A 24,383-nucleotide genomic window follows, 5' to 3' on the forward strand; every position below is an offset into this window, starting at 1 on the left:
TTGACACCCATGACGATCACCAACGAGCCCGGTTCGGACTTCACCCTCGCCGACCGGTTCACCCGGAGGGAGGGCCGGGTGTACCTGACCGCGATCCAGGCGCTCGTCCGGGTGCTGCTCGACCAGCGCCGCCGGGACACCGCCGCCGGTTTGGACACCGCCGGCCTGGTGTCGGGCTACCCCGGCTCGCCGCTCGGCGGGGTCGACCTTGAGATGAACCGTCAGCAGGCGCTGCTGGCGGAGCATCGGATCCGGCACCAGCCGGGGCTCAACGAGGATCTCGCCGCGACCGCGTTGTGGGGCAGTCAGACCGTCAACGAACTGCCCGGCGCCACCGTCGACGGCGTCTTCGGCATGTGGTTCGGCAAGGCGCCCGGGGTGGACCGGGCCGGCGACGCGCTGCGGACGGCGAACATCAGGGGCACCGCGCCGCACGGCGGTGTGCTCGTCATCGCCGGGGACGACCCGGACGCCGCCTCGACCAACTTCCCGACCGACAGCAACGGCGCGTTCATCGACTGGGGCATGCCGCTGCTCTACCCCGGCACCGTGCAGGAGATCCTCGACCTGGCCGCGCACGGCATCGCCCTGTCCCGGGCGAGTGGGCTCTGGGTCGGATTCAAGATGGTCACCGACCTCGCCGACGCCTCCGGCTCGGCCGACGTCACCCCCGACCGCCTGCGGTTCGTGCGGCCCGAGGCGGGCTACACACCGAAGCTGCGGGTGAACACCCCCGGCCCGCCGATGCGCGAGGCCGAGCGGGACCTGGTCACCCACCGCCGGGCCATCGCGGCCAGCTACATCGAGGCCAACCAGCTCAACCCGGTCACCGTGGCGCCACCGGCGGCCCGCCTCGGCATCGTCGCGCCCGGCACCACCTACTACGACGTACGGCGGGCACTGGACCGGCTCGGTCTGGACGACGACGCCCTGCGCCGCGCCGGCGTACGGGTGAAGAAGGTCCTCGCGCTCTGGCCGGTGTCGACGGGGGAGTGGCGGGCCTTCGCCGAGGGGCTGGAGCAGGTCTTCGTGGTGGAGGAGAAGGGGCCGCTGATCGAGCGGATGCTCAAGGAGGCCCTCTACGGTCGCCCGCAGGCACCGGCGATCCACGGCAAGACCGACGCCGACGGCGAACCCTTCCTGCCCGGGTACGGCGTCTTCGGCATCGACCAGCTCGCCGCCGCGCTCGGCCCACGGCTGCGGGACCTGCTCGGCGACGTCGTCCGGCTGCCGGAGCGGCCCCGCCCCCGGACGCTGCTGCCGCTGGTCACCTCCCGCAAGCCCTTCTTCTGCTCGGGCTGCCCGCACAACAGCTCCCTCCTCGTGCCGGAGGGCGCGGTGGTGGGCGCCGGGATCGGCTGCCACATCCTGGAACTCGTGGTGCCCCGCGAGGAGTACGGCACCATGGCCGGCTACACGCAGATGGGCGGCGAGGGCGCGCAGTGGGTCGGCATGGCCCCCTTCACCAGCACGCCGCACATCTTCCAGAACGTCGGCGACGGCACCTTCCACCACTCCGGCAGCCTCGCCCTGCGCCAGGCCGTCGCGGCCGGCGTGAACATCACCTACAAGTTGCTCTACAACAGCGCGGTCGGGATGACCGGCGGCCAGCACGTCGAGGGCGTGCTGGACGTGCCGCGGCTGGTGCGCATGCTGGCCGCCGAGGGGGTCACCCGTACCATCATCACCACCGACGACACCCGCCGGTACCGGCGGATCCGGCTGCCCCGCGGCGTCCAGGTGTGGAAGCGCGAGCGGCTGGTGGAGGCGCAGGAGGTGCTCGCCGCCACCGCTGGGGTCACCGTGTTGCTGCACGACCAGCACTGCGCGGCCGAGAAGCGCCGGCTGCGCAAGCGCCGGCAGATGACCCAGCCGACCCGGCGGGTCGTCATCAACGACCGGGTCTGCGAGGGCTGCGGGGACTGTAGCGCGAAGTCTCAGTGCCTGAGCGTGCAGCCGGTGGAGACCGAGTTCGGCCGCAAGACCACCATCCACCAGTCCTCCTGCAACTTCGACTACTCCTGCGTACGCGGCGACTGCCCCTCGTTCATGACGGTCGAGACCTCGACGGGCGGCCGTGCCGGCGCCTCCGCCGACGGCACAGGCCCGGCGCTGCCGGAGCTGCCGTCGCCGACGGCGGCCGTGCCGACCGAGGCGTTCAACGTCCACCTGACCGGCATCGGCGGCACCGGTGTGGTGACGGTCAGCCAGGTGCTGGCCACCGCGGCGGTGCTCGACGGCAAACTGGTCCGCAACCTCGACCTGACCGGTTCCAGCCAGAAGGCCGGGACCGTGGTGTCGCAGTTGCAGGTCTACACCGATCCCGCGGCAGAACCGGCCGCCCAGATCGCCGACGGCGAGACCGACCTGATGCTCGCCTTCGACCTGCTCGCCGCGATGAACGCCAAGGCCCTGGCCAAGGCGTCCCCGGTCCGGACGGTGGCGGTCGGGTCGCTGAGTCCGACCCCGACGGCGGACATGGCGGTCGACCCGAGCATCGCCTACCCGTCGATCGAGGCCCAGGCCGCCCAACTCGGCGAGGTGACCCGCCGCGACGCCAACGTCTTCGTCGATCCGGAGGCGATCGCCGACGCGGTCTTCGGCAACCACCTGATGGCCAACACCGTGCTGGTCGGCGCGGCCTACCAGAGCGGGGCGCTGCCGATCTCGGCGGAGTCCATCGAGGAGGCGTACCGGCTCAACGGGACCGCCGTCGCGGCGAACGTGCAGGCGTTCCGGTGGGGTCGCGCCGCGGTGGCGGCCCCGGCCGCCGTGGCGGCGCTGGTGGCCGCCCGGGGGCGGCGGGTCGCCCCGCCCGCGCTGGCGTCCGCGCTGGCCGGGCGGGTCGCCGCCGTCACGGCCGACCCGGCGCTGCGGGACCTGCTGCGCACCCGGGTGGCGGACCTGGTCGACTACCAGAACATCGGGTACGCCGGGCGGTACCTCGACACCGTGCAGCGGGTGGCGGCGGCGGAAACGTCGGTGAGCGGCTCGGCCGGTCCGTTGACCCGGGCGGCGGCGACGCAGCTGCACCGGTTGATGGCGTACAAGGACGAGTACGAGGTGGCCCGGCTGCACCTGCTCGATTCGGCCCGGGACGCGGTGCGCGAGCAGTTCGGTGCCGGGGCGAAGGTCTCCTGGTACCTGCACCCGCCGATCCTGCGGGCGATGGGGATGACCTCCAAGATCCGGCTCGGGCCGTGGTTCCGGCCCGGGTTCCGGGCGCTCGCCGTGCTCAAGCGGGTCCGCCACACGCCGTTCGACCTCTTCGGCTATGCGCACCTGCGTCGGGTCGAGCGGGACCTGGTCGCCCACTACACCGCGCTCGCCGAGCGGGTCGCTGCCGGGGTCTCCGCCGGCAACCTCGACCGATGCGTCGACCTACTGGGCCTGGCCGACACGATCCGCGGCTACGAGCAGGTCAAGCTCCGCAACGTCGCCCGCTATCTGGCGGACTTGACGGCACAGGCCAGCGCCCTGGGCCTCGACCCGGCCATCCCGACGATGCTGCGGTCGTTGCCGACGGGCTGACCGGCCCCGACGCCCGGGCTTCCCGAGCCGGCGGGCCGACGGCCCGGTCCGGGTCCCGCCGGCCGGCAGCGCAGCCGAGGACGAGCCGGCCGCCCCCGATGCCGTCGGGGCGGCCGGTGGGCGCGGAGGGTGAGGTGTCGGGGACCTGCGCGAGGCGGTGCTGTCGCGATGCGACCGGGGTCAGCCGGCGCGGCGGACGGCCTGGTTGAAGGCGGCGGAGCCGACCGTCGCCATGCCCCCGTCGACCACGACCTGTGCCCCGTTGACGTAGGCGGCGAGCGGCGAGAGCAGGACCACGGCCATCTGCGCGATCTCCTCGGGCTCGGCGAACCGGCCCAGCGGCACCATGTCGGCCCACACCTGTTCGGTGACCGACTCGGCCAGCCGCCGCATGCCCTCGGTCCCGTTGACCGGGCCGGGAACGATCGAGTTCGAGCGGATGCCGTGCGGTGCCCACTCCAGCGCCAGCGAGCGCATGAGCTGGTCCACGCCGGCCTTTGCCGCCGCCACGTGCGCCTGCTGGGCGAAGGGCATCTGCGACTGCCCGCCGGAGACGAACAGGAGATTGCCCTGGGTGCGGCGCAACTGCTCGAAGGCGGCGTGGGCACAGTGGAAACTGCCGAGCAGGTCGATGTCCACGACCGCGCGGAAGCCGTTGGAGCTGATCCGCTCGGCGGGTGCGAGGAAGTTGCCGGCGGCACCGCAGACCACCGCGTCGACCGCGCCGAAGTGCTCCGCCGCCACCTCGAAGGCGGCCTGTACGGCGGCGGCGTCGCGTACGTCGGCGACGGCATAGGCCGCTTCGGCGCCGATCGCGGTGAGCTCGGCCGCCGCCTCCTTGAGCTTCGCCTCGGTACGTCCGCAGAGCACGAGGTTGGCGCCGACCCGGGCACAGGCTCTGGCGATCGCCAGGTTGACCCCGCTGCCGCCACCACTCACGAACACGGTTCGCTGACGCAGCAGGTCTTTGGGCAGTAGCGCGCGCATGTGCCAGCTCCCAACCGGGCCGGGGTCGCCGTCGCCGGCGTCTACGCCGAGTCTTCAGGAACTTGACAACAGTGTCAAGTATCGACGAGATTGGTTCGGGCCTGGCGATACCTCTCCTCACGACGGCGCTCCGTGACCCGGTCCGGCCGGCGACCACCGCGCCCTGAGGGCGGGATCAGTCGGCGGCGGGTTGCGGGGTGCCGCAGAGTTTGGTCCCCGGCGGAATGACCTCCTCCGCCTTGTGGATGCGGTACGGCGGCGGCCCCAGCTTGCCGGACGGGTTGATCGGAGTGATGTTCACCAGGCTGAGGAATTTGTTGATCACATTCACCACCGGGGCCAGGATCGTATAGCCGACGCCGTACGACGCCCAGACGCCGATCCCCACCCCGCGACAGACCGCCAGCGGCGACCCCAGCGCCGACCCCATGGTCGTCCCGTAGGCCGTCGACACCTCGAAGAAGAGACCGGCCTTGAGCACGAAGGCGCTGAACCCGAGGTCGAACCGGACCCGGTGCTCGATGAGCAGGCCCATCACGCCGACCGGCACCCCACGCAGGGAGTTGATCAGGCTCTCCTTGCGCTGGAAGTTCTTGCTGACCTGTGGGCCGAACCTGCCGTTGGCGTACCCGTAGCCCAGCGATCCGGCCAGGGAGAACTCACCCTTGCCCTTGATGGTCCCGACCTTCGCCCCGAACGCCGTGGTGACCTTGACGGTCTGGCTGATGGTGAGCGCCAGCGGCACGCCGAGCACGGTCCCCATCGGGATGCTGAACTCCACCGGGATGGGGAGCACCGCCTTGACGTTCTGCCCGTCGGAGATCCCGGCCTCGAACGAGTACCGGACCCCGAAGCCGCCGCTGACCGACAGTTCGGCCCGGGCCACCGAGCCGCCCTTGATGCTCAGGTGGAAGTCCGCCGCCGGCCGCTGGAAGGTGAGCGCGGCCCGCCCGAACAGCTTCGTACCGTTGCGGTCGTAGTTGAAGCTGACCTCGGCCCCGCTGACGAGGCTGACGCCGGTGGAAAAGTTGGCGACGACCGACTTGACCTCGCCGCCGCCGCGGATCGGCGCCGGCTGGGCGGGCCGGGGCGGCAGCGGGGCGAGCCGCAGCGGCACGCTCCGTCCGGCCCGGCCGGACGGGGTGGGCAGCGCGGCGTCGGCCTCCTCCTCGGACATCGCCCAGATCGGCTCCCCGGCCTGGTAGGCGACCGGGTCCTCGATCGCGATGCCCTTCTTCTCCAGGACGCCGTCGCGGATCACGTCGGTGATGGTGACCGGCCCGATCGTGACGAGCAGGTCGTCCCCCTCGCGCTGGATGTCGAGCACCCGGCCGACGCCCCGCCCGGTGACGAACATGACCTTGCCGGGGGCCAGGTCGCCGGCGCGCGGGGCGTTGCCGTCGATCCGCCAGGTGAGCCCGTCGGCGGTGACCGACCGGACCGCGCGGCCACCGCCGCCGACGAGGACCACGTCGGGCTGGTACGTCAGGTCGGGGTGGGGCACGGGCGCCATCCCGTACCGCAGCGCGGCCTCGCTGTACGGGTCCTCGTCGGCCGCGTTGGCGGTGCCGACGGGCGACCGGCCGGTGCAGGCCGTCGCGGTGAGCAGCAGCGTCGCCGTGAGGATGGCCGAGACAACCTTGCGGAGACGGTCGGTGCCCATGCGGCCGACCCTAGGGGGTGGCCGCGGCGAAGGAATCGGGGATTTCCCTACCTGCCGGCCGTCCGGGTCACGTGATCCGGGACGAGCGGCCTCGCCGACCTAATCGGGTGTTTTCGTCCGATATAGCAGGAAAGCGTGCTTGACTGCGGGAGAAGTGGTGCCCGCTGCCCGGGAAGGATCGGCATGCACGGACGTGAACTGCGTGGTCTGCTGCATCCGCTCCTCCTGCTCCTGATCCTCGAACGGCCCGGCCACGGATACGACCTGATCGACCGGCTCCGGGAGATGGGAATGCCCGATGTGGAAGCCGGCCACGTCTACCGGGTGCTGCGCGGCCTGGAACGCGACCAATCGCTGATCTCCGGGTGGGAGACCGCCGGGGCGGGGCCGGCCCGCCGGCGCTACCAGCTCACCGGCAAGGGCCGCGACGACCTTCGAGCCTGGACCGTCCGACTGGCGCAGCTCGACCGGGTCATCGACGCCTGCCTGCGGCGTTCGGCGGGGGCCTTCTCGCAAGCGCGCCCCGGTGGCGTCGACCGCTGCGCCGCGGCCCGACGATGAACGGAGGAGCATGGAGTCGCCCGTGATACCGGCGGTGGACCGCGCCTTCGCCCGCCGGGTCGCCCCGGCGCAGGCGCTCGCCGCCGACGCGACGCGCATCGCGCGGGCCTGCTACGCGATGGCCGTACGGTTCCACCGCGGCGGCAAGCTGATCGTCTTCGGCAACGGCGGGCCGGCGACCGACGCCCAGCACGTCGTGGTGGAGTTCGTCCACCCGGTCATCGTGGGCAAACCGGCCCTGCCGGCGATCTCGCTGACCAACGACGCCGCCACCCTCACCGGCATCGCCCGGGCGGACGGCTTCGACGAGGTCTTCGCGGCCCAACTGCGCCTGCTCGCCGCCCCGACGGACATCGCCCTCGGACTCTCCGTCGACGGCCGGTGCGCCAACGTACGGCGCGGCCTGGTGACGGCCCGCGACCTCGGTCTGCTCACCGTCGGGCTGCTCGGCGGCGACGGCGGCGACATCGCCTCGGAGGCCATCGCCGACCACGTCGTGGTGGCCCGCTCCACGGACCCGTGCATCGTCAAGGAGGTACACGTGACGACCTACCACATCCTGTGGGAGCTGGTGCACGTGCTGTTCGAGCAGCCCGGACTGCTGGAGCCGGAGGCGGTCCGGTGACCGGTCGGCCGCCGCGCCGCGGCCCGCTGGCCACCCCGAGCGTGCCCGCGTGCCACGACGAGGTCTGCATCACCTGCGCCGACGTGGCGGTCGCCGTCCGGGTCCGCGAGGTGCTGGCCGGCGGCCTTGCCGTGGTCGACACCGACGCCGGGCCCGAGGAGATCAGCGTGGCCCTGGTCGAGGCCGGACCGGGCGACGTGGTGCTGGTGCACGCCAAGGAGGCCATCGCCGTGGTCGAGCGGTCCGTGAGCGAGCGTCAGCGAGGGAACCAGCAGCGCAGTGTGGAGCCTCACGACGACGCCGAGCGGAGCGAGGTGGCGGTGTGAGCGCCCGGGTCGAGGGCGCGATCGGGGCGCTCTACCCGTTCCTGGACACCCGGCCGACCGACGTGGAGGCGGTGCTCGCCGAGGTGGCGCGCTCCACCGCGGCGAAGGCGGCGGAGATCGTCGCCCTCCGCGGATCGCTGGTCGCCCAGCACGGGCGACAGTTGGTCGACTGCGCCCGCCGATGCGCCGCGGCCTTCCAGGCCGGCGGCACGCTGTACGCGTTCGGCAACGGCGGCAGCAGCACCGACGCGCAGGACGTCGCGCAGCTGTTCCTGCACCCACCGGCGGCGGCCCGCCCGCTGCCGGCCATCTCGTTGACCCACGACGTCGCGCTGATCACCGCGCTCTCCAACGACGTCGGGTTCGAGGTGGTCTTCGCCCGGCAGGTGGCGGCGTTCGGCCGGGCCGGGGACATCGCGGTGGGCCTCTCCACCAGCGGCGGATCGCCGAACGTCCTGCGGGGGTTCGAGGAGGCGGCCCGGCGCGGCATGCTCACCGTCGGCATCGCCGGCTACGACGGCGGCCGGATGGCCGGATCCGAGTTCGTCGACCACCTCTTCGTGGTGCCGTCGACCTCGGTGCACCGGGTCCAGGAGGCACAGACCACGGTCTACCACGTGCTCTGGGAACTCACCCAGCAGGCGTTGACCGGCGACCTCTGACGGCGGTGGTGGAGCTGGCCGGCGTGCGGCGGGTGCAGGTGCGCGTCGAGGGCATCGTGCAGGGGGTCGGCTTCCGGCCGTTCGTGCACGCGCTCGCCACCGAGTACGACCTGGCCGGCTTCGTCGGCAACGACACCTCGGGCGTCTTCGTCGAGGTCGAAGGGGACGGTGGCCGGCTGGCCGCCTTCGTGGCCGACCTCAGCCGACGGGCGCCGACCCTCGCCCAGGTCGACCGGCTCACCACCGAGCCGGTGCCGCCGACCGGCCAGCCCGGCTTCGCCATCGTCACCAGCGTCACCGGCGTCGGTCGGGACGCCCTGATCTCCCCGGACACCGCCACCTGCCCGGACTGTCTGGCGGAACTCGGCGACCCGGCGGACCGGCGGCACGGCTACCCGTTCACCAACTGCACCAACTGCGGTCCGCGCTTCACCATCGTCGAGGACGTGCCGTACGACCGGCGCAGCACCACCATGGCCGACTTCCCGCTCTGCGCCGCCTGCGCCGCCGAGTACGCGGACCCGGGCGACCGCCGCTTCCACGCCGAACCGGTCTGCTGCCCCGCCTGCGGTCCGGCCCTGCGCTTCGTCACCGCCGACGGCAGCCCGCTGCCCGGCGAGCCGCTGGACACCGCCGTCCGGTGGCTGCGGGCCGGGCGGATCGTCGCGGTCAAGGGGCTCGGCGGCTTCCACCTGGCCGCGAGGGCCGACGACGACCGGGCGGTCGCGGCGCTGCGGGCCCGCAAGCACCGCGAGGAGAAGCCGTTCGCCGTGATGGTCGCCGACCTGCCGGCGGCGCGTACCCTCGTCGACGTGGCGCCGGCGGCCGAGCCGGTGCTCACCGGCGCCCGCCGTCCCGTGGTGCTGCTGCCGCGCCGCGCCGACGCCCCGGTCGCCGGGTCGGTGGCGCCGGGCAACCGTGACCTGGGTGTGCTGCTGCCGTACACGCCACTGCACCGGCTGCTGCTCCGGCGGCTGGCCACCCCGATCGTGCTGACCAGCGGCAACCTCTCCGACGAACCCATCGCGTACCGCGACGACGAGGCCCGTCGGCGGCTCGCGCCGATCGCCGACGGCTTCCTCCTGCACGACCGGCGGATCCACGTCCGCACCGACGACTCGGTGGTACGCGTGTTCCGGGGCCGCGAACTGCCGCTGCGGCGCTCCCGTGGCTACGTGCCCGCGCCGGTCACCGTGCCCTGGCGGTTCGACCGGCCGGTGCTGGCCTGCGGAGCGGAGCTGAAGAACACCTTCTGCGTGGCGAAGGGAGGGCGCGCGTTCGTCTCGCACCACATCGGCGACCTGGAGAACTACGAGACGCTGCGGGCCTTCACCGACGGCATCGCGCACTTCACCCGGCTCTTCGACGTCCGGCCGGAGATCGTCGCCCACGACCTGCATCCGGAGTACCTCTCCACCAAGTACGCCCGGGGGCGCGAGGACGTCGAGCTGATCGGTGTCCAGCACCACCACGCCCACATCGCGTCCTGCCTGGCCGACAACGGTGACCCCGGCCCGGTGATCGGCGTCGCCTTCGACGGTCTCGGGTACGGCCTGGACGGCACCCTCTGGGGCGGGGAGCTGCTCGTCGCCGACCTGGCCGGGTTCGAGCGGGTCGGTCACCTGGGCGCGGTGCCGATGCCGGGCGGGGCCGCGGCGGTACGCGAGCCGTGGCGGATGGCGGCGGCCTACCTCGACGAGATATACGGCGACGCCGTACCGGAGCTGCCGCTGCGGCGGCGGCACGAGCGGCAGTGGCCCGCGGTGGTGGCGCTGGCGCGGACCGGAACGAACTCCCCGCGTACCTCCAGCGCCGGTCGCCTCTTCGACGCCGTCTCGGCGCTCCTCGGCCGGCACGACCGCGTCAGCTTCGAGGGGCAGGCCGCCATCGCCCTGGAGCAGCGGGCCGACCGGGACGAGCGCGGCGGTTACCCGGTCGCGGCGGGCGGCCCCGTGCCACTGCGGGACGCCGGGTGCGCGCTGGTCCGGTGCGTGGTCGAGGACCTGCTCGCCGGCGTGGACCCGGGCCGGATCGCCGCGCGTTTCCACCACGGCCTGGCCGACGCCGTGCTCCGGGCGGCGGAGACCGTCCGGCAGCGCACGGGACTGGCCACCGTCGCGCTCTCCGGCGGGGTCTTCCAGAACATGCTGCTGCTCGAAGCGGTGGTGAGCGGCCTGGAGCGGGACGGCTTCCGGGTGCTGGTGCACTCGCGGGTGCCGCCCAACGACGGCGGCATCTCCCTCGGCCAAGCCGTGATAGCCGCCGCCCGCCCCCGCCCCTGAAATGTTAGGAGGGGGCCCCTCCTATACAAAAAGCGATAAGAAGGGTCCCTTCCTTACAGCTCAGCAGATGCGGGGGAGGGGGTCGCCGACGAGCATGTCGACCACCCGGGTGCCGCCGAACGCGGTCCGGAGCAGCACCATCCCGGGTGGGTCGGCGGCGACGTGGCCGATGACGGCCGCGCCGTCGCCGAGCGGGTGCCCGCGCAGCGCGGCCACCGCGGCCTCCGCCTGCGCGCCGTCCACCACCGCCACCAGGCGTCCCTCGCAGGCCACGTAGAGCGGGTCGATGCCGAGCAGTTCGCAGGCGCCGGTCACGGCCGGACGCACCGGCACCCGGGACTCGTCGACGACGACGGCGACCTGGGCCGCCTGCGCCAGTTCGTTGAGGACGGTCGCCACGCCGCCCCGGGTGGCGTCGCGCAGCAGGCGTACCCCGGGCGCCGCGTCCAGCAGGGCGGCCACCAGGCCGGGTAGCGGCGCGGTGTCCGAGGCGAGGTCGGCGGCGATGTCCAGTTCGCCGCGGGCGAGCATGATGGTGACCCCGTGGTCGCCGATCGGGCCGGAGACGACGACCGCGTCACCGGGCCGGACCTGCGCCGCGCCCAGGCGCACCGGGCGTTCCAGCACGCCGACGCCGGCCGTGTTGAGGTAGCAGCCGTCCGCCTTGCCCCGCTGCACCACCTTCGTGTCGCCGGTGACCACCTGGACCCCGGCCCGCTGTGCCGCGGCGGCCATGGAGGCGGTGATCCGTCGCAGGTCGGCGACGGGGAAGCCCTCCTCCAGGATGAACCCGGCCGACAGGTAGAGCGGCCGGGCGCCGCTGACCGCGAGGTCGTTGACGGTGCCGTTGACCGCGAGGTCGCCGATGTCCCCACCCGGGAAGAACAGCGGTGACACCACGTACGAGTCGGTGGTGAAGGCCAGCCGGCCGGTGCCCACGCTGAGCGTCGCGGCGTCGCCGAGCGCCGCCAGCGTCGGGTTGCGGAACGCCTCGACGAAGAGCCCCTCGACCAGGCTCTGCGTCGCCTTGCCGCCCGCGCCGTGGGCCAGGGTGATCCGGCTCTCCCGGATCCTCGGCGCGCGTCGGCGGGCCCGTTCGATGCGCTTGAGCACCTGCTCCTCCGGCGACAGCCGCCCGGCATCGCGGTCGGTCACCGTCTCCGCCTCGGCCACCGCGCGCTCGACCCATCCGGCGGTACGCTCGGTCGTCATACCCGCGCCGCCTCGGTCAGCCGCTGCCGGGTGAAGCGGCCGAAGTTGTAGTAGGCCGCGCAGGCGCCCTCCGAGGAGACCATGCAGGTGCCGATGGGCGTCTCCGGCGTACAGGCGGTGCCGAACACCTTGCACTCCCAGGGCCTGAGCACCCCTTTGAGCACCTCGCCGCACTGGCATGCCTTCGGGTCCGCCACGCGTACCCCGGGCACCTCGAAGATCTGCTCGGCGTCGTGGGCCGCGTACTCGTCGCGCATCCGCAGCGCGGAGTGCGAGATGAAGCCGAGGCCGCGCCACTCGAAGTACGGCCGCAGCTGCATGACCTGGCCGATCGCCTCCAGCGCCCGCAGGTTGCCGTCCCAGGGCACCACCCGGGTGTACTGGTTCTCCACCTCACAGCGCCCCTCGGCGAGCTGCTGGAGCAGCATGAAGACCGACTGCAACAGGTCCAGCGGCTCGAACCCGGCACACACCAGCGGCCTGCCGTAGTCGCGGGCGATGAACTCGTACGGTCGGCAGCCGATGACGGTGGAGACGTGCCCGGGCCCGAGGAAGCCGTCGAGCCGCAGGTCGGGTGAGTCGAGGATGGCCTTGATCGCCGGCAGGATGGTGACGTGGTTGCAGAACACCGAGAAGTTGTCGATGCCGTCGGCGGCGGCCCGCAGCACGGTCATCGCGGTCGACGGTGAGGTGGTCTCGAACCCGATCGCCATGAAGACCACCCGGCGGTCCGGGTTGGTACGGGCGATCTTCAGTGCGTCCAGCGGCGAGTACACCATCCGGATGTCCGCGCCGGCCGCCTTGGCGTCCAGGAACGAGCCGGTGCCGCCGGGGACCCGCATCATGTCGCCGAAGGCGGTCATGATGACGCCCGGCTCGTGGGCGATGGCGATGGCGTCGTCCACCCGGCCCATCGGGATGACGCAGACCGGGCACCCCGGGCCGTGCACCAGCGAGACGCTCTCCGGCAGGTAGTCCTCGATGCCGTGCTTGTAGATGGTGTGCGTGTGCCCGCCGCAGACCTCCATGAACTTGTACTGCCGTCCCGGCTCGCACAACGCGGCGATCTGGGTGGCCAGCACCTGGGCCCGCTCCGCGTCGCGGTACTCGTCGACGAAACGCATCTGGTGATCCCCTAGCTGATGTCGGATTCGGCGAGCGCCTGCAACTCGTCGGTGTACGCCTGCCCGAGGCCGGTCAGCAGCGCCAACGTGGCGGCCGCCTCGGCCTCGTCGATCTTGGACATGGCGAACCCGACGTGGACCAGCACCCAGTCGCCGACGCCGACCTGGTCCGCCTCCAGCAGGCCGATGTTGACCGCCCGCCGGACGCCCACCACGTCGACGACGGCGAGATCGTCGTGACCGGCCTTGATCTCGACGATCTCGCCCGGGATACCTAGACACATCGGCTCGTCCGGCCTTTCCCGTTCACATTCTTTCGATCTTGATGTAGCGCCGGAGTGCGGGCAGTTCCTTCCAGAACAGCCCCACCACGGCGACGCCGGCCAGCAGCACCACGAGCTTCCGCATAGCTCACCTCCTCCTTCGGACCCGCTCAGCCCGGCGGCAGGTTCGGCATGATCGGCAGGATCGGGCCGTGCGCCTCCGGCCGGATGCCGGTGGAGCGTTCGGGGTCCACCGTCCCGTCGTCGTTGTGGCCGCGCTGCTTGCGCCGCCGCGAGTTGCCCTCCTCGACGCCCTTGGTGTGCGCCGGCGTGTCGAGTTCGACATCGGGATCGCCCACTCGGATCTCGCCCATCTCCGCCCCCTCCATCAGTCGTTGCCGGACGGCTGGGCATGCCGTCGGCCCAGGTCGTCGAAGAAGCCGGCGATCTCCCGCCACACCGCGCTTCCCCCCGACATGCCCGTCCAGTGCCGCCGGACGAGCGTCACCAGCCGGAAGCAGTCGTCGACCGGCACCACCCACTGCTGGCCACCGCCGCGCGGCATGCCGGTCCAGACCAGGAACGCCTCGACCCGCGGCTCCAGCTCGGCCAGCTCGGACGATCGCGCCGCGACGGCCCGCCAGGCAGCGGCATCGATCTCCGACTCGGTGGTGCCGAGCGGGCTCGGGTAGTGCCCGAGCATCCGGCCGTCCTCCTGCTTGACGAAGAAGACCAGGCCGACCGGCACGTTGAGCTCCTCGGCGGGCAGGCCGGTCAACCGCCGGCCCCGGGCCGGGACGAGCTGGTACCGGCCGGCGCCGGCCGCCTCGCGCTCGAAGAGCAGCGAGCAGGGCGTGCAGGTGCAGAGCAGCTCCCCGTCCTGCCGGTCCCACACGTGCCGGTGCTCGGGGCGGACCGGCCCGGCGCACATGCCACAGCGCTCGGCCGTGGCCGTGCGCTGCCCCGCCCGGCGGATGGCCCGCCGCAACGCGCCGGCCGTCATGCCGGGCCGCCCGACGCCAGCGGCCCCGCCGCTCGCGCCACCGCGCCCGTGGCCGGCACCCCGCCGGTAACCGCCACCTTGCTCGTGGCCGTCACGCCGGGTTCAACGGCCACCGTGGCCGGCGCGTCGGGTGTGACCGCCGCCGTGGCCGGCGCGTCGGGTGGCTCCGGTCGCTGCCAGAGGGTGGTGACCGGGATCAGCGCCGGCACCGGGGCGGGCGCCACCACGTCGACGGCGGATAGCTCCGGCGCGAAGGTCAGCACCTGTTGCCGTACCAGGTCCCGCAGGGCCGCGCCGCCACCGCCGCACGACCTCGCGGCGAGGCTGATCCGCGCCACCTCGTTCTCGACGCCGAGCAGCGCGATCTCGGCGCCCTGCGCGCGCAGCTGCGGCCGGAGGTCGTCGACCGCCCGGGCCACCCGCCGGTCCAGCGGATCCGGGTGGATGCGGTGCAACAGCAGCAGGTGCCGCAGCAACTCGTCGCCGGTGAGCGGGTCGAGCGCGCCGGGGTTGCCGGCGGCGAGGTCGGTGACCCGGGCCAGCGCCTCGCCGTACACCTCGGTCAGCAGCTCGACGGCTTCCAGCGCCAGCTCGGCGGTGCGGCCGGGGGTCTGTTCGAGCTGGCTGAGCAGGGCGTCGAGGCGGGCCAGCCGCGGTTCGACGGCCGGGTCGTCGAGCCGGGAGACGACCGGTGGTGGCTCAGCCATGCGACGCGCCGAACATCGGCGAGTGGATCTTCTTGAGGGTCTGGCCGCCGCCGACGTACATGTGCACCCCGCAGGGCAGGCAGGGATCGAAGCTGCGTACCGCCCGCATGATGTCGACGCCCTTGAAGTTGTCCGGGCCGTTCTCCTCGAAGATCGGGGTGTTCTGGATCGCGTCCTCGTAGGGCCCGGGGGTGCCGTAGCTGTCCCGGGGACTGCCGTTCCAGGGGGTCGGCGGGTACGGGTGGTAGTTGGCGATCTTGCGGTCCCGGATCACGATGTGGTGCGACAGGATGCCCCGGACGGCCTCGTGGAAGCCGCAGCCGATGGCCTCGTCCGGCACCTCGAAGTCGGCGAAGACCCGCATGTCGCCGCCGCGCACCCGCTCCATCGCCCGATCCAGGAAGTAGAGCGCCATCGCCGCGGCGTACGCGATGAAGTAGGCCCGCGAGCGGTCCCGTTCCAGCGCGTTCGACCAGCGGGGGATCTTCCACTCCAGGGTCATCTCGGGCAGCGTCGCGCTCTTCGGCAGCAGGATCTGCACGCTGTGCCCGGTCGACTTGACGTACGGCGTGTCGACCATCTTGGCCAGCGCGGTGGTGTAGAGCCGGGCGAAGCAGCCGCCGCCGGTGTCCAGCGCGAGATGTTGCCCGCTGCTCTTGTCGAACCAGCGGGGGCTCATCACCCAGCTGTACTTGTCGTTGAAGTCGCGCTTGCCGGGATCCGGAAGGGTGGTCTGGTTCCAGGGGTGGCGGATGTCGACCGGGTTGCCGAGCGGGTCGTACTTGACGAACGGCTCCTCCTGGCCGGCCCAGTCCTTGTAGTAGGAGCTGCCGAGCAGGATCCGGATGCCGAGGTTGATGTCGACCAGGTCGGTGGTGAGCAGCTTGCCGTCGACCACGATGCCGGGCGTGACGTGCATCGCCCGTCCCCACTGCGTCATGGTCTCGTACCGGTAGTCGACCACGTCGGGGTTCTGGAAGGAGCCCCAGCAGCCGAGCAGCACCCGGCGGCGGCCGACCTCCTCGTAGCCGGGCAGCGCCTCGTACCAGAAGTCGAAGATGTCGTCGTTCATGGCGACGGCCTTCTTGACGAAGTCCAGGATGCTGACCAGCCGGCTCAGGTAGTCGGTGAACAGCGACGGCTGCGGCATGGTGCCGACGCCGCCGGGATAGACCGTCGACGGGTGTACGTGCCGCCCCTCCATCAGGCAGAACATCTCCCGGGTGGTCCGGCTGACCTTCAGCGCCTCCTTGTAGACCTCGCCCTCGAAGGGGTTGTAGGCCCGCATGATGTCGGCGATCGTCCGGTAGCCGTGGATGTCCCGACCCGGGGCCAGGGTGGACTCCGCACGGGCCAGGACGCTCGGGTTGGTCTGCTTGACCATCGCCTCGCAGAAGTCGACGAAGACGAGATTGTCCTGGAACAGGGTGTGGTCGAACATGTACTCGGCGGCCTCGCCGAGGTTGATGATCCACTCGGCCAGCGGCGGGGTCTTGATCCCGTACGCCATGTTCTGCGCGTAGACCGAGCAGGTGGTGTGGTTGTCGCCGCAGATGCCGCAGATCCGGCTGGTGATGAAGCCGGCGTCCCGCGGGTCCTTGCCCTTCATGAACACCGAGTAGCCGCGGAACAGCGACGACGTGGTGTGGCACTCGGCGACGATGCGGTTCGCAAAATCGATCTTCGTGTAGACGCCGAGGTTGCCGATGATCCGGGTGATCGGATCCCACGCCATCTCCACCAGCTCGCCGGGCTTCTGGCCGGCGGCCGGCTTCGGTTTCGTCGCGGTCAAGGCTCGTTCCTCTCCATCGCTGCCGGTGGTCGGGGATCCGTCGGCGCGGAGGGACGCCATCGGGGGTTGTAGCCGCTGGTGAGTTCGGGACCGTTGTGGTGCCACTTCGGTTCCCGGTTGGCGGTGACGTTGGTGATGCCGCGCAGGCGGCGGATCAACGCGCCGTACGGCTTGATGAGCAACGTGGAGAGGCTGCCACCGGGTGGCATGTCCATGAACGGCATGAACTTGTCGGGGAAGCCCGGCATGGTGCAGCCGATGCAGATGCCGCCGACGTTGGGGCAGCCACCCACCCCGCCCATCCAGCCGCGTTTCGGGACGTTGCAGTTGATCACCGGCCCCCAGCAGCCGATCTTCACCTGGCACTTGGGCGAGTTGTAGTCCTTGGCGAAGTCGGCCTGCTCGTAGTAGGCGGCCCGGTCGCAGCCCTCGTGCACGGTCTTGCCGAAGAGCCACTGCGGCCGCAGCATCTGGTCCAGCGGTGGCGGCGGGGCCGAGCCGGCGGCGTGGTAGAGCACCCAGGTCAGGGTCTCCATGAAGTTCTCCGGCTGGATCGGGCAGCCGGGCACGTTGACGATGGGCAGGCCGGCCCGGGAGCGGAAGTCCCACCCGAGGTAGTCGGCCAGGCCCATGCAGCCGGTCGGGTTGCCGGCCATGGCGTGGATCCCGCCGTACGTCGCGCAGGTGCCGGCCGCGACCACCGCCCACGCCTTCGGCGCCAGCTGGTCGATCCACCAGTTCACGGTCAGCGGCTCGCCGGTCCGCTCGTCGTTGCCGAAGGACGTCCAGTACCCGTCGCCGTTGATGTTCTCGTTCGGGATCGAGCCCTCGATGACCAGGATGAACGGCTCGGTCATCTCCCCGCGGGCCGCTCTGCGGTACGGCGCGAGGAACTCTTCGCCGCCGGCCGTCGGCGACAGCACCTTGTTGTGCAGGTTGACCTTGGGCAGGCCGGGAATGAGCCCCAGCACGATGTCCTCGATGGCCGGCTGGTCCGAGGCCGTCATCGACACGGAGTCGCCGTCGCAACTCATCCCCTCGGAGATCCAGAGGATGGTGACCTCGTCGACCCCGTTCCCCGCCGGCCGCACCGCGGCGGGCTCCCGCGTGCCCTGGCTCATGCCGCCACCTCGCTCCGCTCGGCGTCGACCTGAGCCTTTGCCGCGCCGGACTGTGGATTCACTCGCTGCCGCTCGCTCATGCCGCCTCGCTCCCCGGGTCGTGGCCGGCCGTCGCCGGCGCCAGCGCGGGGGAGGCCAGCACGTCCACGGTGATCGACTCCAGCACGACGTCGTCGGTGCCGGTGACGTCGATGTCGACGCCACCGCACTGCGGGCAGGCCACCATCGCCAGGTGGTCGTCGATCGGCCCGCCGCGACCGCAGTCGTGGCAGGCCACCGTCATCGGTTCGAGCACCAGGTCGACGGCGGTGTCCGCGGCCACCGTGCCGGCCGCGGCCAGCTGGATGCCCTGCGTGACGACGTCCGGGTCGACCGGGTGGCCACCGATGCGCACCCGCAGCGCGGTGACCCGACGCCCGGCCGCCCGGCGTACCGCCGCCTCCACGATCGCCTCGGACAGACCAGTCTCATGCATGCGTGCTCACCCCCCGTTCGCTGCCCTCTACGGGCGTACCTCGTGTCGTCCCCGCACCGCGGGCCAACCGCGCGGCTTCCTCCCGGACGATCCCGGCCACCGTGCGGACCGCCTCGTCGACCGCGGCGGCCACCGGAGCCGACAGCTCCATCCGCTCGTCGAGGGCGGCGGGCTGGCAACCCACGACGAGGACCCGGTCGACGCTCCCGCCGAGGCCGCGCAGCAGGCGCAGCACCGATTCGGGATCCATGCCGTGCGCGTCGGCGGCCGGCGCGTCCAGCACGTCGGCCGGCCGCAGCGTCCAGCCCGGGTCGTCGAGATCCACCCGGAGTACGGCCAACGTCCCGGGCGGCTCGTCCAGCGGCAACGCGTCCACCAGGACCAACACGTCATGCCGGCCGTCCAGCAGATCGTAAGCCAGATGCATCCCCCGGATGCCGTAATCGGACACGTCCACCCCCGGTGGGAGGAGGACGTCCCGGAGCCGCCGGACGACCTCGACGCCGAACGCGTCGTCACCGAGGAAGATGTTGCCGATGCCCGCGACCAGGATCCGGCCGCTGCCGGGACAGTTCGCCGGGCCGGGGCCGTCCACACCACCGTTCGCGGTGCCGGAGCCGGCCACGCTGCCGTTCGTGGCGCCGGTGCCGTTCGCGGTGCCGGGCGGGTTCACCGGGCCGTCCTCATCTCGCCGGGCAACGGTTCGACCTCCTCGGGCCGGAAGTGACGCAGCCGCCCGTACCACTGGTGCAGCTCCGCGCCCGGGTCGTCGTCCACCGTCACGGCCAGGAACCGGGTGCCGTCCACGTCGAGGAGCACCTGCTCCACCCGGGCGGTGCGGCCGTCCAGGAACATGTCGTGGGCGTCCGTGCCGCGCCGCCGGGGCCGTAGCCGCACCCGGCTGCCGCGTGCCAGCCGGGCGCCGGCGACCAGCACGGTCTCGGCCTCCGGCGGGATCTGAGCATCGGCACCCGGCTCCCACCAGGGCCGTTGCGGGCCGGTGCCGGTGTCGGTCTCGCCGCTCCGGCGTACCGGGGCCAGCGACCGGATCGCGCCGTGCAGCCGTTCGAGCATCTCGGGCGGCATGGTGTCGACCCGGTCCACGATCGCGGCCGCACGGGGATCGGTGGCCCGCGCCTCCCGCTTCTCCGCGTCGGAGAGGGTCAGCGTACGCAGCGAGAGAATCTCGTCGATCTCGGTCGCGTCGTGCAGGTCGCCGGGGCTCTCCGGGGCGATCTGCGGATGGTCGTAGAGAATGATGGGTGACGAGAGCAGCACGTCGACGGTGCCGGGCTCGCCGGCCAGCACCGGGAAGGTGTGCACGTTGCGACACCCCCGTGCCGCGCCCGCCGCCCACTGCGGCGGGTCGAGCAGGGACAGGAACCGTCCCCGGCTGACGCCGGCCAGCGTGTGGGCCGCCAGCAGGCAGCACCGCAGCGCCTCGTCCCGCGGGCTGTCCGGCGGGACGGTCTCGTCCGTGTTCTCCACCCGGATCCGGAGCCGCAGCAGGCGGAACGGCGCCTCGGCCGGGGCGGCCGAGACGGTGACCGACGCGGACAACGGCCACCGGCGGCGCACCACCCGCCCGACCGGCACGCCCCGGTCGTCGACGAGCGGCTCGACGTCCTCCCCGCCGGGCACCCGGATCTCCAGGTGGCGGCCCGTCCGCAGGTCGCCGATCGGGGCCTCGACGTCGTACTCCCGCGGCACCGCCTCGTCGAAGCTGAACTCGGTGCGGTCACTGACCTCGATCCGGTCCACCGGCCGGTACCCGCCGCCGGCCGTCCGGGCCTCGGCCACCTTGCGTTGCAGGTGCAGGAACCGCAACCGGACGTGGACCGTCGCGCTGTCCGCTGCCTCCAGCAGGCATTCGGTCTGCTGCCACGGGGACTCCGCCGAGCCGGCCACGCCGGTGTCGACCAGCCCCTGCGCCTGCGCCCAGGCCGGCGGTACCAGGACACCGAACTGCCAGCGGACCCGGTTCTTGCCCGAGGAGCGCCGATAGGGATAGAGCAGGTAACCCTCGTACAGGATGGCGTCCGCGACCGCCTCGGCGCTCTCGATCCGAGAACCGGGTCGATCGGTCGGCATGATGTTCGACCCCCTTCCGGGCCGGCGCGCGACCCCACTCGGGTGAGCGGTCACCCTGGTCTAACGCGTGGCGCCGGACGGCGGTAAGTGCGCGCCGCCGGTACGTGCCGGCCGCACTCACCCGACCCGGCGACCCGGGGACCGGACTGCGCCGGTCAGGTATGCCCGGCGTCGCGGTGGGGCGAACTTCTCGATCGCGTACCGCAGCATCACCCGTGGCATGACCCGGTAGTGCCGGGCCAGGAACTCCTCCTCGGCCGCACGGTCACGGTTGCCCACCTCGCGCAGCATCCAGCCCACCGCCTTGTGCACGAGGTCGTGCGGGTCGTGCAGCAGCCGCTCGCCGAGGCGGAAGGTCCACTCGAAGTCGCCGACCTTGATGAAGGCGAGCGTTGCCATGACGGCGATCCGCCGGTCCCAGAGCAGGCTCGACCCGGCCAACCGATCCAGTACGCTCCGGTCCCGGTCCATCAGCCAGGGGCCGACGATGTACGGCGCGGACGAGTCCACCAGGTCCCAGTTGTTGATGCTTGCGGTGTTGGCCAGGACGATGTCGAAGATCCGGCCCCGCTCGGCCTCGTCGCCCTTGGTGAACTTCCGCACCAGGATGAACAGTGCCGTCAGTCGCTCCTCGTGCACGTCGCCGGTCAGCAGCGTCGCCGTCTCGGCCAGGGAGAGGTCGCGCCAGTGCCGGCCGGCCACCCGGCGCTGGTCCGGCACGGAGACGCCGATGGCCCGGTCGCCCTCGCCGTACCCGCCCGGCACCATCTGTAGAAACCGGCTCATATCCGCCGCCCGGCGCGGGTCGGCGAGGCCGGCGAGTTCCTGACGTACGTCTGCGGTCGCGGCCATGGTGTCAGCCCGCCGCGCCCCATCGCAGGGACAGCCCGGTGACCGCCCGTTCCGTGCGGATCTCCATCATGCTGCCGAGGATGGTGGCCCGGTCGGCGACGATGGCGGTGGCGTCCAGCGTGTAGGTGATCCGGTCGCTGACGAAGACCGCGTTCCCGGCGGGCTCCTTCAGGTGCTGCGCCTCGGGCGGAGCGAGCCGGCCGGGGCGGATCGTCTCGGCCGCGCGGGCGACCGCGACGCCGGTGTCGGCGAGCGCGGCGTAGAGCGAGACGCCGGTGAAGTCCCGATCCTGGATGTCTTCGGCGTGTGGTCTGCGGACCCAGGACACCTGGTGGATCGCCGGGCGTCCGGCGAACTCGCGCAGCCGCTCCAGCCGCAGGGCGGTCTCCCCGGGCGGGATGCGGAGCTGGGCGGCGATGCGCGCCGACGCGCGGCGGATCGAGCGGGCCAGGACGATGGTGCGTACCTCGTGGCCCTGCTTCGCCAGGTCGTCGGCGAAGCTCTGGAGTGAGCCGAGCTGGTACGCCAGGTGGGGTGGGGCGACGAAGGTGCCCCGGCCCGGCCGCTGGACGATGAGGCCGTCGTCGCTGAGTTGCCGGAGCGCCTGGCGGAGGGTCATCAGGGTGACCCCGTACGCGGCGCTCAGCTCACGTTGGGCCGGTAGCGCCTCGCCCGGGGCGTAGTGCCCGGCCCGGATCTTCGCCGCGAGGTCCAGGGCGATGGCCCGGTATCTCGCTCCGTGTCCGGAGCTGCTGGTCAAGGTTGGTCACGCTCCTGGTCGAGTGCTCGGCGCATTTTAGCGAGGTCGGCACCGACATCGTGCGGGGTGACGCCGTCCAGTACCCGGCGCATGATGGCCGCGCCGACGATGACCCCGTCGGCACTTCGGGCGGCTTCGACCGCGTGCTCCGGTGTGGAGATGCCGAACCCGACCAGGACCGGGCGGTCCGTGTTGCGCTTGATCCTGGTGGCGAGGGTCGCGGCGGACGCGGCGACGGTGGCCCGCTCGCCGGTCGTACCCATCAGGGAGACGGCATAGACGAAGCCCCGGCTGCGACGGGCGATCTCGTCCAGCCGGGGTTGGGGTGTTGCCGGCGAGGCGAGCAGGACCAGTTCGACGCCGGCGGCGGAGGCGGCGTCCGCCAGCTCGCCCGCCTCGTCCAGCGGGAGGTCCGGCACGATCAGGCCGCTGACCCCGGCGTCGTGCAGGGCCGCGCAGAACCGCTCCGGGCCGTCGCGCACCACCAGGTTGAAGTACGTGCTGGCGACCAGCGGGACATCGTCGGTGAGACCGGTGAGGTCGCCGAGTATGCCGCGTACCGTCGTGCCCCGGGCCAACGCCACCTCGGTCGCCTGCTGGATGGTGACGCCGTCCAGGGTGGGATCGGAGAACGGCAGGCCGACCTCGATCGCGTCGGCACCCGCGTCGGCCAACGCGCGCAGGTGGTCCACCCAGGCCGCGGTGACGCCGCCGGTGAGGTACGGCATCAGCAGCTTGTGGCCGGCGTCCCGACGGCTCCGCAGGCGCGTTTCGAGCGTCACACCAGCTCCTTGAGGGTCGAGACGTCCTTGTCGCCCCGCCCGGAGAGGGTGAGCAGGACGCTCGCGCCGGGTGCCAGCTCGCCCGCGCCCGCCGCACGGATCACCCAGGCGACGGCGTGTGCCGATTCGAGGGCCGCGACGATCCCCTCGGTACGGGCCAGCCGTACCACGGCGGAGATCGCCTCGTCGTCGGTCACCGTCACGTAGCGCGCCCGGCCCAGGTCGCGCAGGTGCGCGTGCTCGGGCCCGACGCCCGGGTAGTCCAGTCCGGCGGCGACGGAGTGCGCCTCGACGATCTGACCCTCGCCGTCCTGGAGGAAGAGCGAGCGGGCACCGTGCAGCACGCCCACCTCACCGAGGGCGGCACCCGCGCCGCCCTCGGCCTCGACGCCCACCAACCGGGCGGAGGTGTCGGCGAAACCGGCGAAGGTTCCCGCCGCGTTGGAGCCGCCACCCACGCACGCCACCACGTGCTCCGGCACTCCGGTGCTCAGCTCGGTGGCGCACTGAACGCGCGCCTCGTCCCCGATGACCCGCTGGAACGTCCGCACCATCCAGGGATAGGGGTGTGGGCCGATGACCGAGCCGACGCAGTAGTACGAGTGCTCCGTCGCGCCGACCCAGTGGCGCATCGCCTGGCTGGTGGCGTCCTTGAGGGTACGGCTGCCGGTCGTGACCGGCACCACCTCGGCACCGAGCAGGCGCATCCGGAACACGTTGAGCGCCTGCCGTTCGATGTCACGCTGCCCCATGAAGACGGTCGCCTCCAGCCCGAGCAGCGCGGCTGCGGTCGCGGTGGCCACTCCGTGCTGCCCCGCGCCCGTCTCGGCGATCAGGCGGGTCCGGCCCATCCGGCGCGCCAGCAGTGCCTGCCCCAGCACGTTGTTGATCTTGTGGGATCCGGTGTGGGTCAGGTCCTCGCGTTTGAGCAGCAGGTTGATTCCCAATTCGGCGGAGAGGCGTCGGGCCAGAGTCAGCGGCGTCGGGCGGCCGGCGTGCGCCGCCAGCAGCCGGGCCAGAGTGCCCCGGAAGCCCGGATCCGGCCGGGCCTCCCGGAACGCCTCCTCCACCTCCCGGACCGCGGCCACCAGCGATTCCGGCACATATCCGCCCCCGTACCCGCCGAACCTTCCCGGCCGGCCGGGGTCGCCCATCACCCCGGACCGTGGCCGCAGCAGCACGTCCGCCATGAAATCCACCTCACCTCGCGACACCGCAACCGGCGCGACCCAACCGAGAACGACTATAGATCTATAACTCGCCGTAGAGTTCTATAACTCTATGAGGAGTGTGGCATAACGACGGGTCGGCGCGCCACCGGGTACACATCGGATGTATGTCGGTCCCGAATCCGGTGCGACCTCTCGACGGGATACACGTTTGTCTCTACCCTGACTTGTGGCCGTAACCTCCGATGTCTGCCGGAGACGCCGAGATGCCTACGCCGCAGAAGCCGCCAACACGCTGTCTCGGGCGCGTGGTCATCCGATCTCTGGTCCGCAGGTCATGGTTGCGGCCAGCGTCAGGCCCATCCGTCGCACCGATCGTCCCCACCCACAGTTGA

At 72.1% G+C, this 24,383-nt stretch carries 24 protein-coding genes; 6 read left to right on the forward strand and 18 right to left on the reverse strand.

Annotated elements, in window-relative coordinates; genetic code table 11:
• The first annotated feature begins 9 nt into the window (after positions 1-9).
• Entirely contained in the window at positions 10-3,531 is a 3,522-nt protein-coding gene (locus ACQPYA_RS14435) for an indolepyruvate ferredoxin oxidoreductase family protein (RefSeq protein ID WP_433533098.1), read from the forward strand.
• Between the two features lie 180 nt (positions 3,532-3,711).
• On the opposite strand, the gene ACQPYA_RS14440 is transcribed toward ACQPYA_RS14435, so the two are convergent.
• Complete coding sequence (locus ACQPYA_RS14440) at positions 3,712-4,518, reverse strand: SDR family oxidoreductase (protein WP_433533099.1); 807 nt, start codon at positions 4,516-4,518, stop codon at positions 3,712-3,714.
• 175 nt (positions 4,519-4,693) lie between these two features.
• Positions 4,694-6,181 (reverse strand): hypothetical protein, encoded by a 1,488-nt coding sequence (locus ACQPYA_RS14445; protein ID WP_433533100.1) that lies wholly within the window; start codon positions 6,179-6,181, stop codon positions 4,694-4,696.
• A gap of 183 nt (positions 6,182-6,364) precedes the next feature.
• Between ACQPYA_RS14445 and ACQPYA_RS14450 the strand changes: the two genes are divergently transcribed.
• The 5 genes from ACQPYA_RS14450 to hypF are packed head-to-tail and all read left to right on the forward strand — an operon-like array spanning position 6,365 to position 10,637.
• Complete coding sequence (locus ACQPYA_RS14450) at positions 6,365-6,742, forward strand: helix-turn-helix transcriptional regulator (RefSeq protein ID WP_433533101.1); 378 nt, start codon at positions 6,365-6,367, stop codon at positions 6,740-6,742.
• A 10-nt stretch (positions 6,743-6,752) separates the two neighbouring features.
• Entirely contained in the window at positions 6,753-7,367 is a 615-nt protein-coding gene (locus ACQPYA_RS14455) for a D-sedoheptulose-7-phosphate isomerase (protein ID WP_433533102.1), read from the forward strand.
• Entirely contained in the window at positions 7,364-7,693 is a 330-nt protein-coding gene (locus ACQPYA_RS14460; protein ID WP_433533103.1) for a HypC/HybG/HupF family hydrogenase formation chaperone, read from the forward strand. The genes ACQPYA_RS14455 and ACQPYA_RS14460 overlap by 4 nt, the downstream gene beginning before the upstream one ends.
• A complete protein-coding gene (locus ACQPYA_RS14465) occupies positions 7,690-8,355 on the forward strand; it encodes a D-sedoheptulose-7-phosphate isomerase (protein ID WP_433533104.1) in 666 nt (221 codons plus the stop codon). Before ACQPYA_RS14460 ends, ACQPYA_RS14465 begins: the two co-directional genes overlap by 4 nt.
• Before the next feature lie 5 nt (positions 8,356-8,360).
• A complete protein-coding gene (gene hypF, locus ACQPYA_RS14470; protein WP_433533105.1) occupies positions 8,361-10,637 on the forward strand; it encodes a carbamoyltransferase HypF in 2,277 nt (758 codons plus the stop codon).
• Between the two features lie 60 nt (positions 10,638-10,697).
• On the opposite strand, the gene hypE is transcribed toward hypF, so the two are convergent.
• From hypE to trpB, 16 genes are all read right to left on the reverse strand, one after another.
• Positions 10,698-11,849 (reverse strand): hydrogenase expression/formation protein HypE, encoded by a 1,152-nt coding sequence (gene hypE / locus ACQPYA_RS14475; protein WP_433533106.1) that lies wholly within the window; start codon positions 11,847-11,849, stop codon positions 10,698-10,700.
• Positions 11,846-12,973, reverse strand: a complete 1,128-nt coding sequence (gene hypD / locus ACQPYA_RS14480) for a hydrogenase formation protein HypD (protein WP_433533107.1) — start codon at positions 12,971-12,973, stop codon at positions 11,846-11,848. Before hypD ends, hypE begins: the two co-directional genes overlap by 4 nt.
• Before the next feature lie 11 nt (positions 12,974-12,984).
• Positions 12,985-13,257, reverse strand: coding sequence for a HypC/HybG/HupF family hydrogenase formation chaperone (locus ACQPYA_RS14485; protein ID WP_073835171.1), 273 nt, complete (start codon positions 13,255-13,257; stop codon positions 12,985-12,987).
• A 22-nt stretch (positions 13,258-13,279) separates the two neighbouring features.
• Positions 13,280-13,381 (reverse strand): DUF6893 family small protein, encoded by a 102-nt coding sequence (locus tag ACQPYA_RS14490; protein WP_433533108.1) that lies wholly within the window; start codon positions 13,379-13,381, stop codon positions 13,280-13,282.
• 25 nt (positions 13,382-13,406) lie between these two features.
• The gene (locus ACQPYA_RS14495) at positions 13,407-13,610 is read right to left on the reverse strand and encodes a hypothetical protein (protein ID WP_433533109.1); all 204 of its coding nucleotides are present in this window, start codon (positions 13,608-13,610) and stop codon (positions 13,407-13,409) included.
• A 14-nt stretch (positions 13,611-13,624) separates the two neighbouring features.
• Positions 13,625-14,239 carry a DUF5947 family protein gene (locus tag ACQPYA_RS14500; RefSeq protein ID WP_433533110.1) on the reverse strand — a complete coding sequence of 205 codons (615 nt, stop codon included), beginning with the start codon at positions 14,237-14,239 and terminating at the stop codon, positions 13,625-13,627.
• A complete protein-coding gene (locus tag ACQPYA_RS14505; protein ID WP_433533111.1) occupies positions 14,236-14,946 on the reverse strand; it encodes a hypothetical protein in 711 nt (236 codons plus the stop codon). Before ACQPYA_RS14505 ends, ACQPYA_RS14500 begins: the two co-directional genes overlap by 4 nt.
• Entirely contained in the window at positions 14,939-16,738 is a 1,800-nt protein-coding gene (locus tag ACQPYA_RS14510) for a nickel-dependent hydrogenase large subunit (RefSeq protein WP_433533112.1), read from the reverse strand. Before ACQPYA_RS14510 ends, ACQPYA_RS14505 begins: the two co-directional genes overlap by 8 nt.
• A complete protein-coding gene (locus ACQPYA_RS14515) occupies positions 16,735-17,859 on the reverse strand; it encodes a hydrogenase expression protein HypE (RefSeq protein WP_433533113.1) in 1,125 nt (374 codons plus the stop codon). Before ACQPYA_RS14515 ends, ACQPYA_RS14510 begins: the two co-directional genes overlap by 4 nt.
• A 76-nt stretch (positions 17,860-17,935) precedes the next feature.
• Positions 17,936-18,334 (reverse strand): hydrogenase maturation nickel metallochaperone HypA, encoded by a 399-nt coding sequence (locus ACQPYA_RS14520; protein WP_433533114.1) that lies wholly within the window; start codon positions 18,332-18,334, stop codon positions 17,936-17,938.
• Positions 18,327-19,007 carry a hydrogenase maturation protease gene (locus tag ACQPYA_RS14525; RefSeq protein WP_433533115.1) on the reverse strand — a complete coding sequence of 227 codons (681 nt, stop codon included), beginning with the start codon at positions 19,005-19,007 and terminating at the stop codon, positions 18,327-18,329. The genes ACQPYA_RS14520 and ACQPYA_RS14525 overlap by 8 nt, the downstream gene beginning before the upstream one ends.
• Positions 19,004-20,425: a hypothetical protein gene (locus tag ACQPYA_RS14530; RefSeq protein ID WP_433533116.1), complete on the reverse strand. Its 1,422-nt coding sequence runs from the start codon at positions 20,423-20,425 to the stop codon at positions 19,004-19,006. Before ACQPYA_RS14530 ends, ACQPYA_RS14525 begins: the two co-directional genes overlap by 4 nt.
• Before the next feature lie 117 nt (positions 20,426-20,542).
• Complete coding sequence (locus ACQPYA_RS14535; RefSeq protein WP_433533117.1) at positions 20,543-21,277, reverse strand: DNA alkylation repair protein; 735 nt, start codon at positions 21,275-21,277, stop codon at positions 20,543-20,545.
• Between the two features lie 4 nt (positions 21,278-21,281).
• The gene (locus tag ACQPYA_RS14540) at positions 21,282-22,037 is read right to left on the reverse strand and encodes a GntR family transcriptional regulator (RefSeq protein ID WP_433533118.1); all 756 of its coding nucleotides are present in this window, start codon (positions 22,035-22,037) and stop codon (positions 21,282-21,284) included.
• A complete protein-coding gene (gene trpA, locus ACQPYA_RS14545; protein ID WP_433533119.1) occupies positions 22,034-22,819 on the reverse strand; it encodes a tryptophan synthase subunit alpha in 786 nt (261 codons plus the stop codon). Before trpA ends, ACQPYA_RS14540 begins: the two co-directional genes overlap by 4 nt.
• The gene (trpB, locus tag ACQPYA_RS14550) at positions 22,816-24,009 is read right to left on the reverse strand and encodes a tryptophan synthase subunit beta (protein WP_433533120.1); all 1,194 of its coding nucleotides are present in this window, start codon (positions 24,007-24,009) and stop codon (positions 22,816-22,818) included. The genes trpA and trpB overlap by 4 nt, the downstream gene beginning before the upstream one ends.
• Between the last annotated feature and the right edge of the window lie 374 nt (positions 24,010-24,383).

This window comes from Micromonospora sp. CA-263727, assembly GCF_050942455.1.
In the GTDB taxonomy this organism is placed as follows: domain Bacteria; phylum Actinomycetota; class Actinomycetes; order Mycobacteriales; family Micromonosporaceae; genus Micromonospora.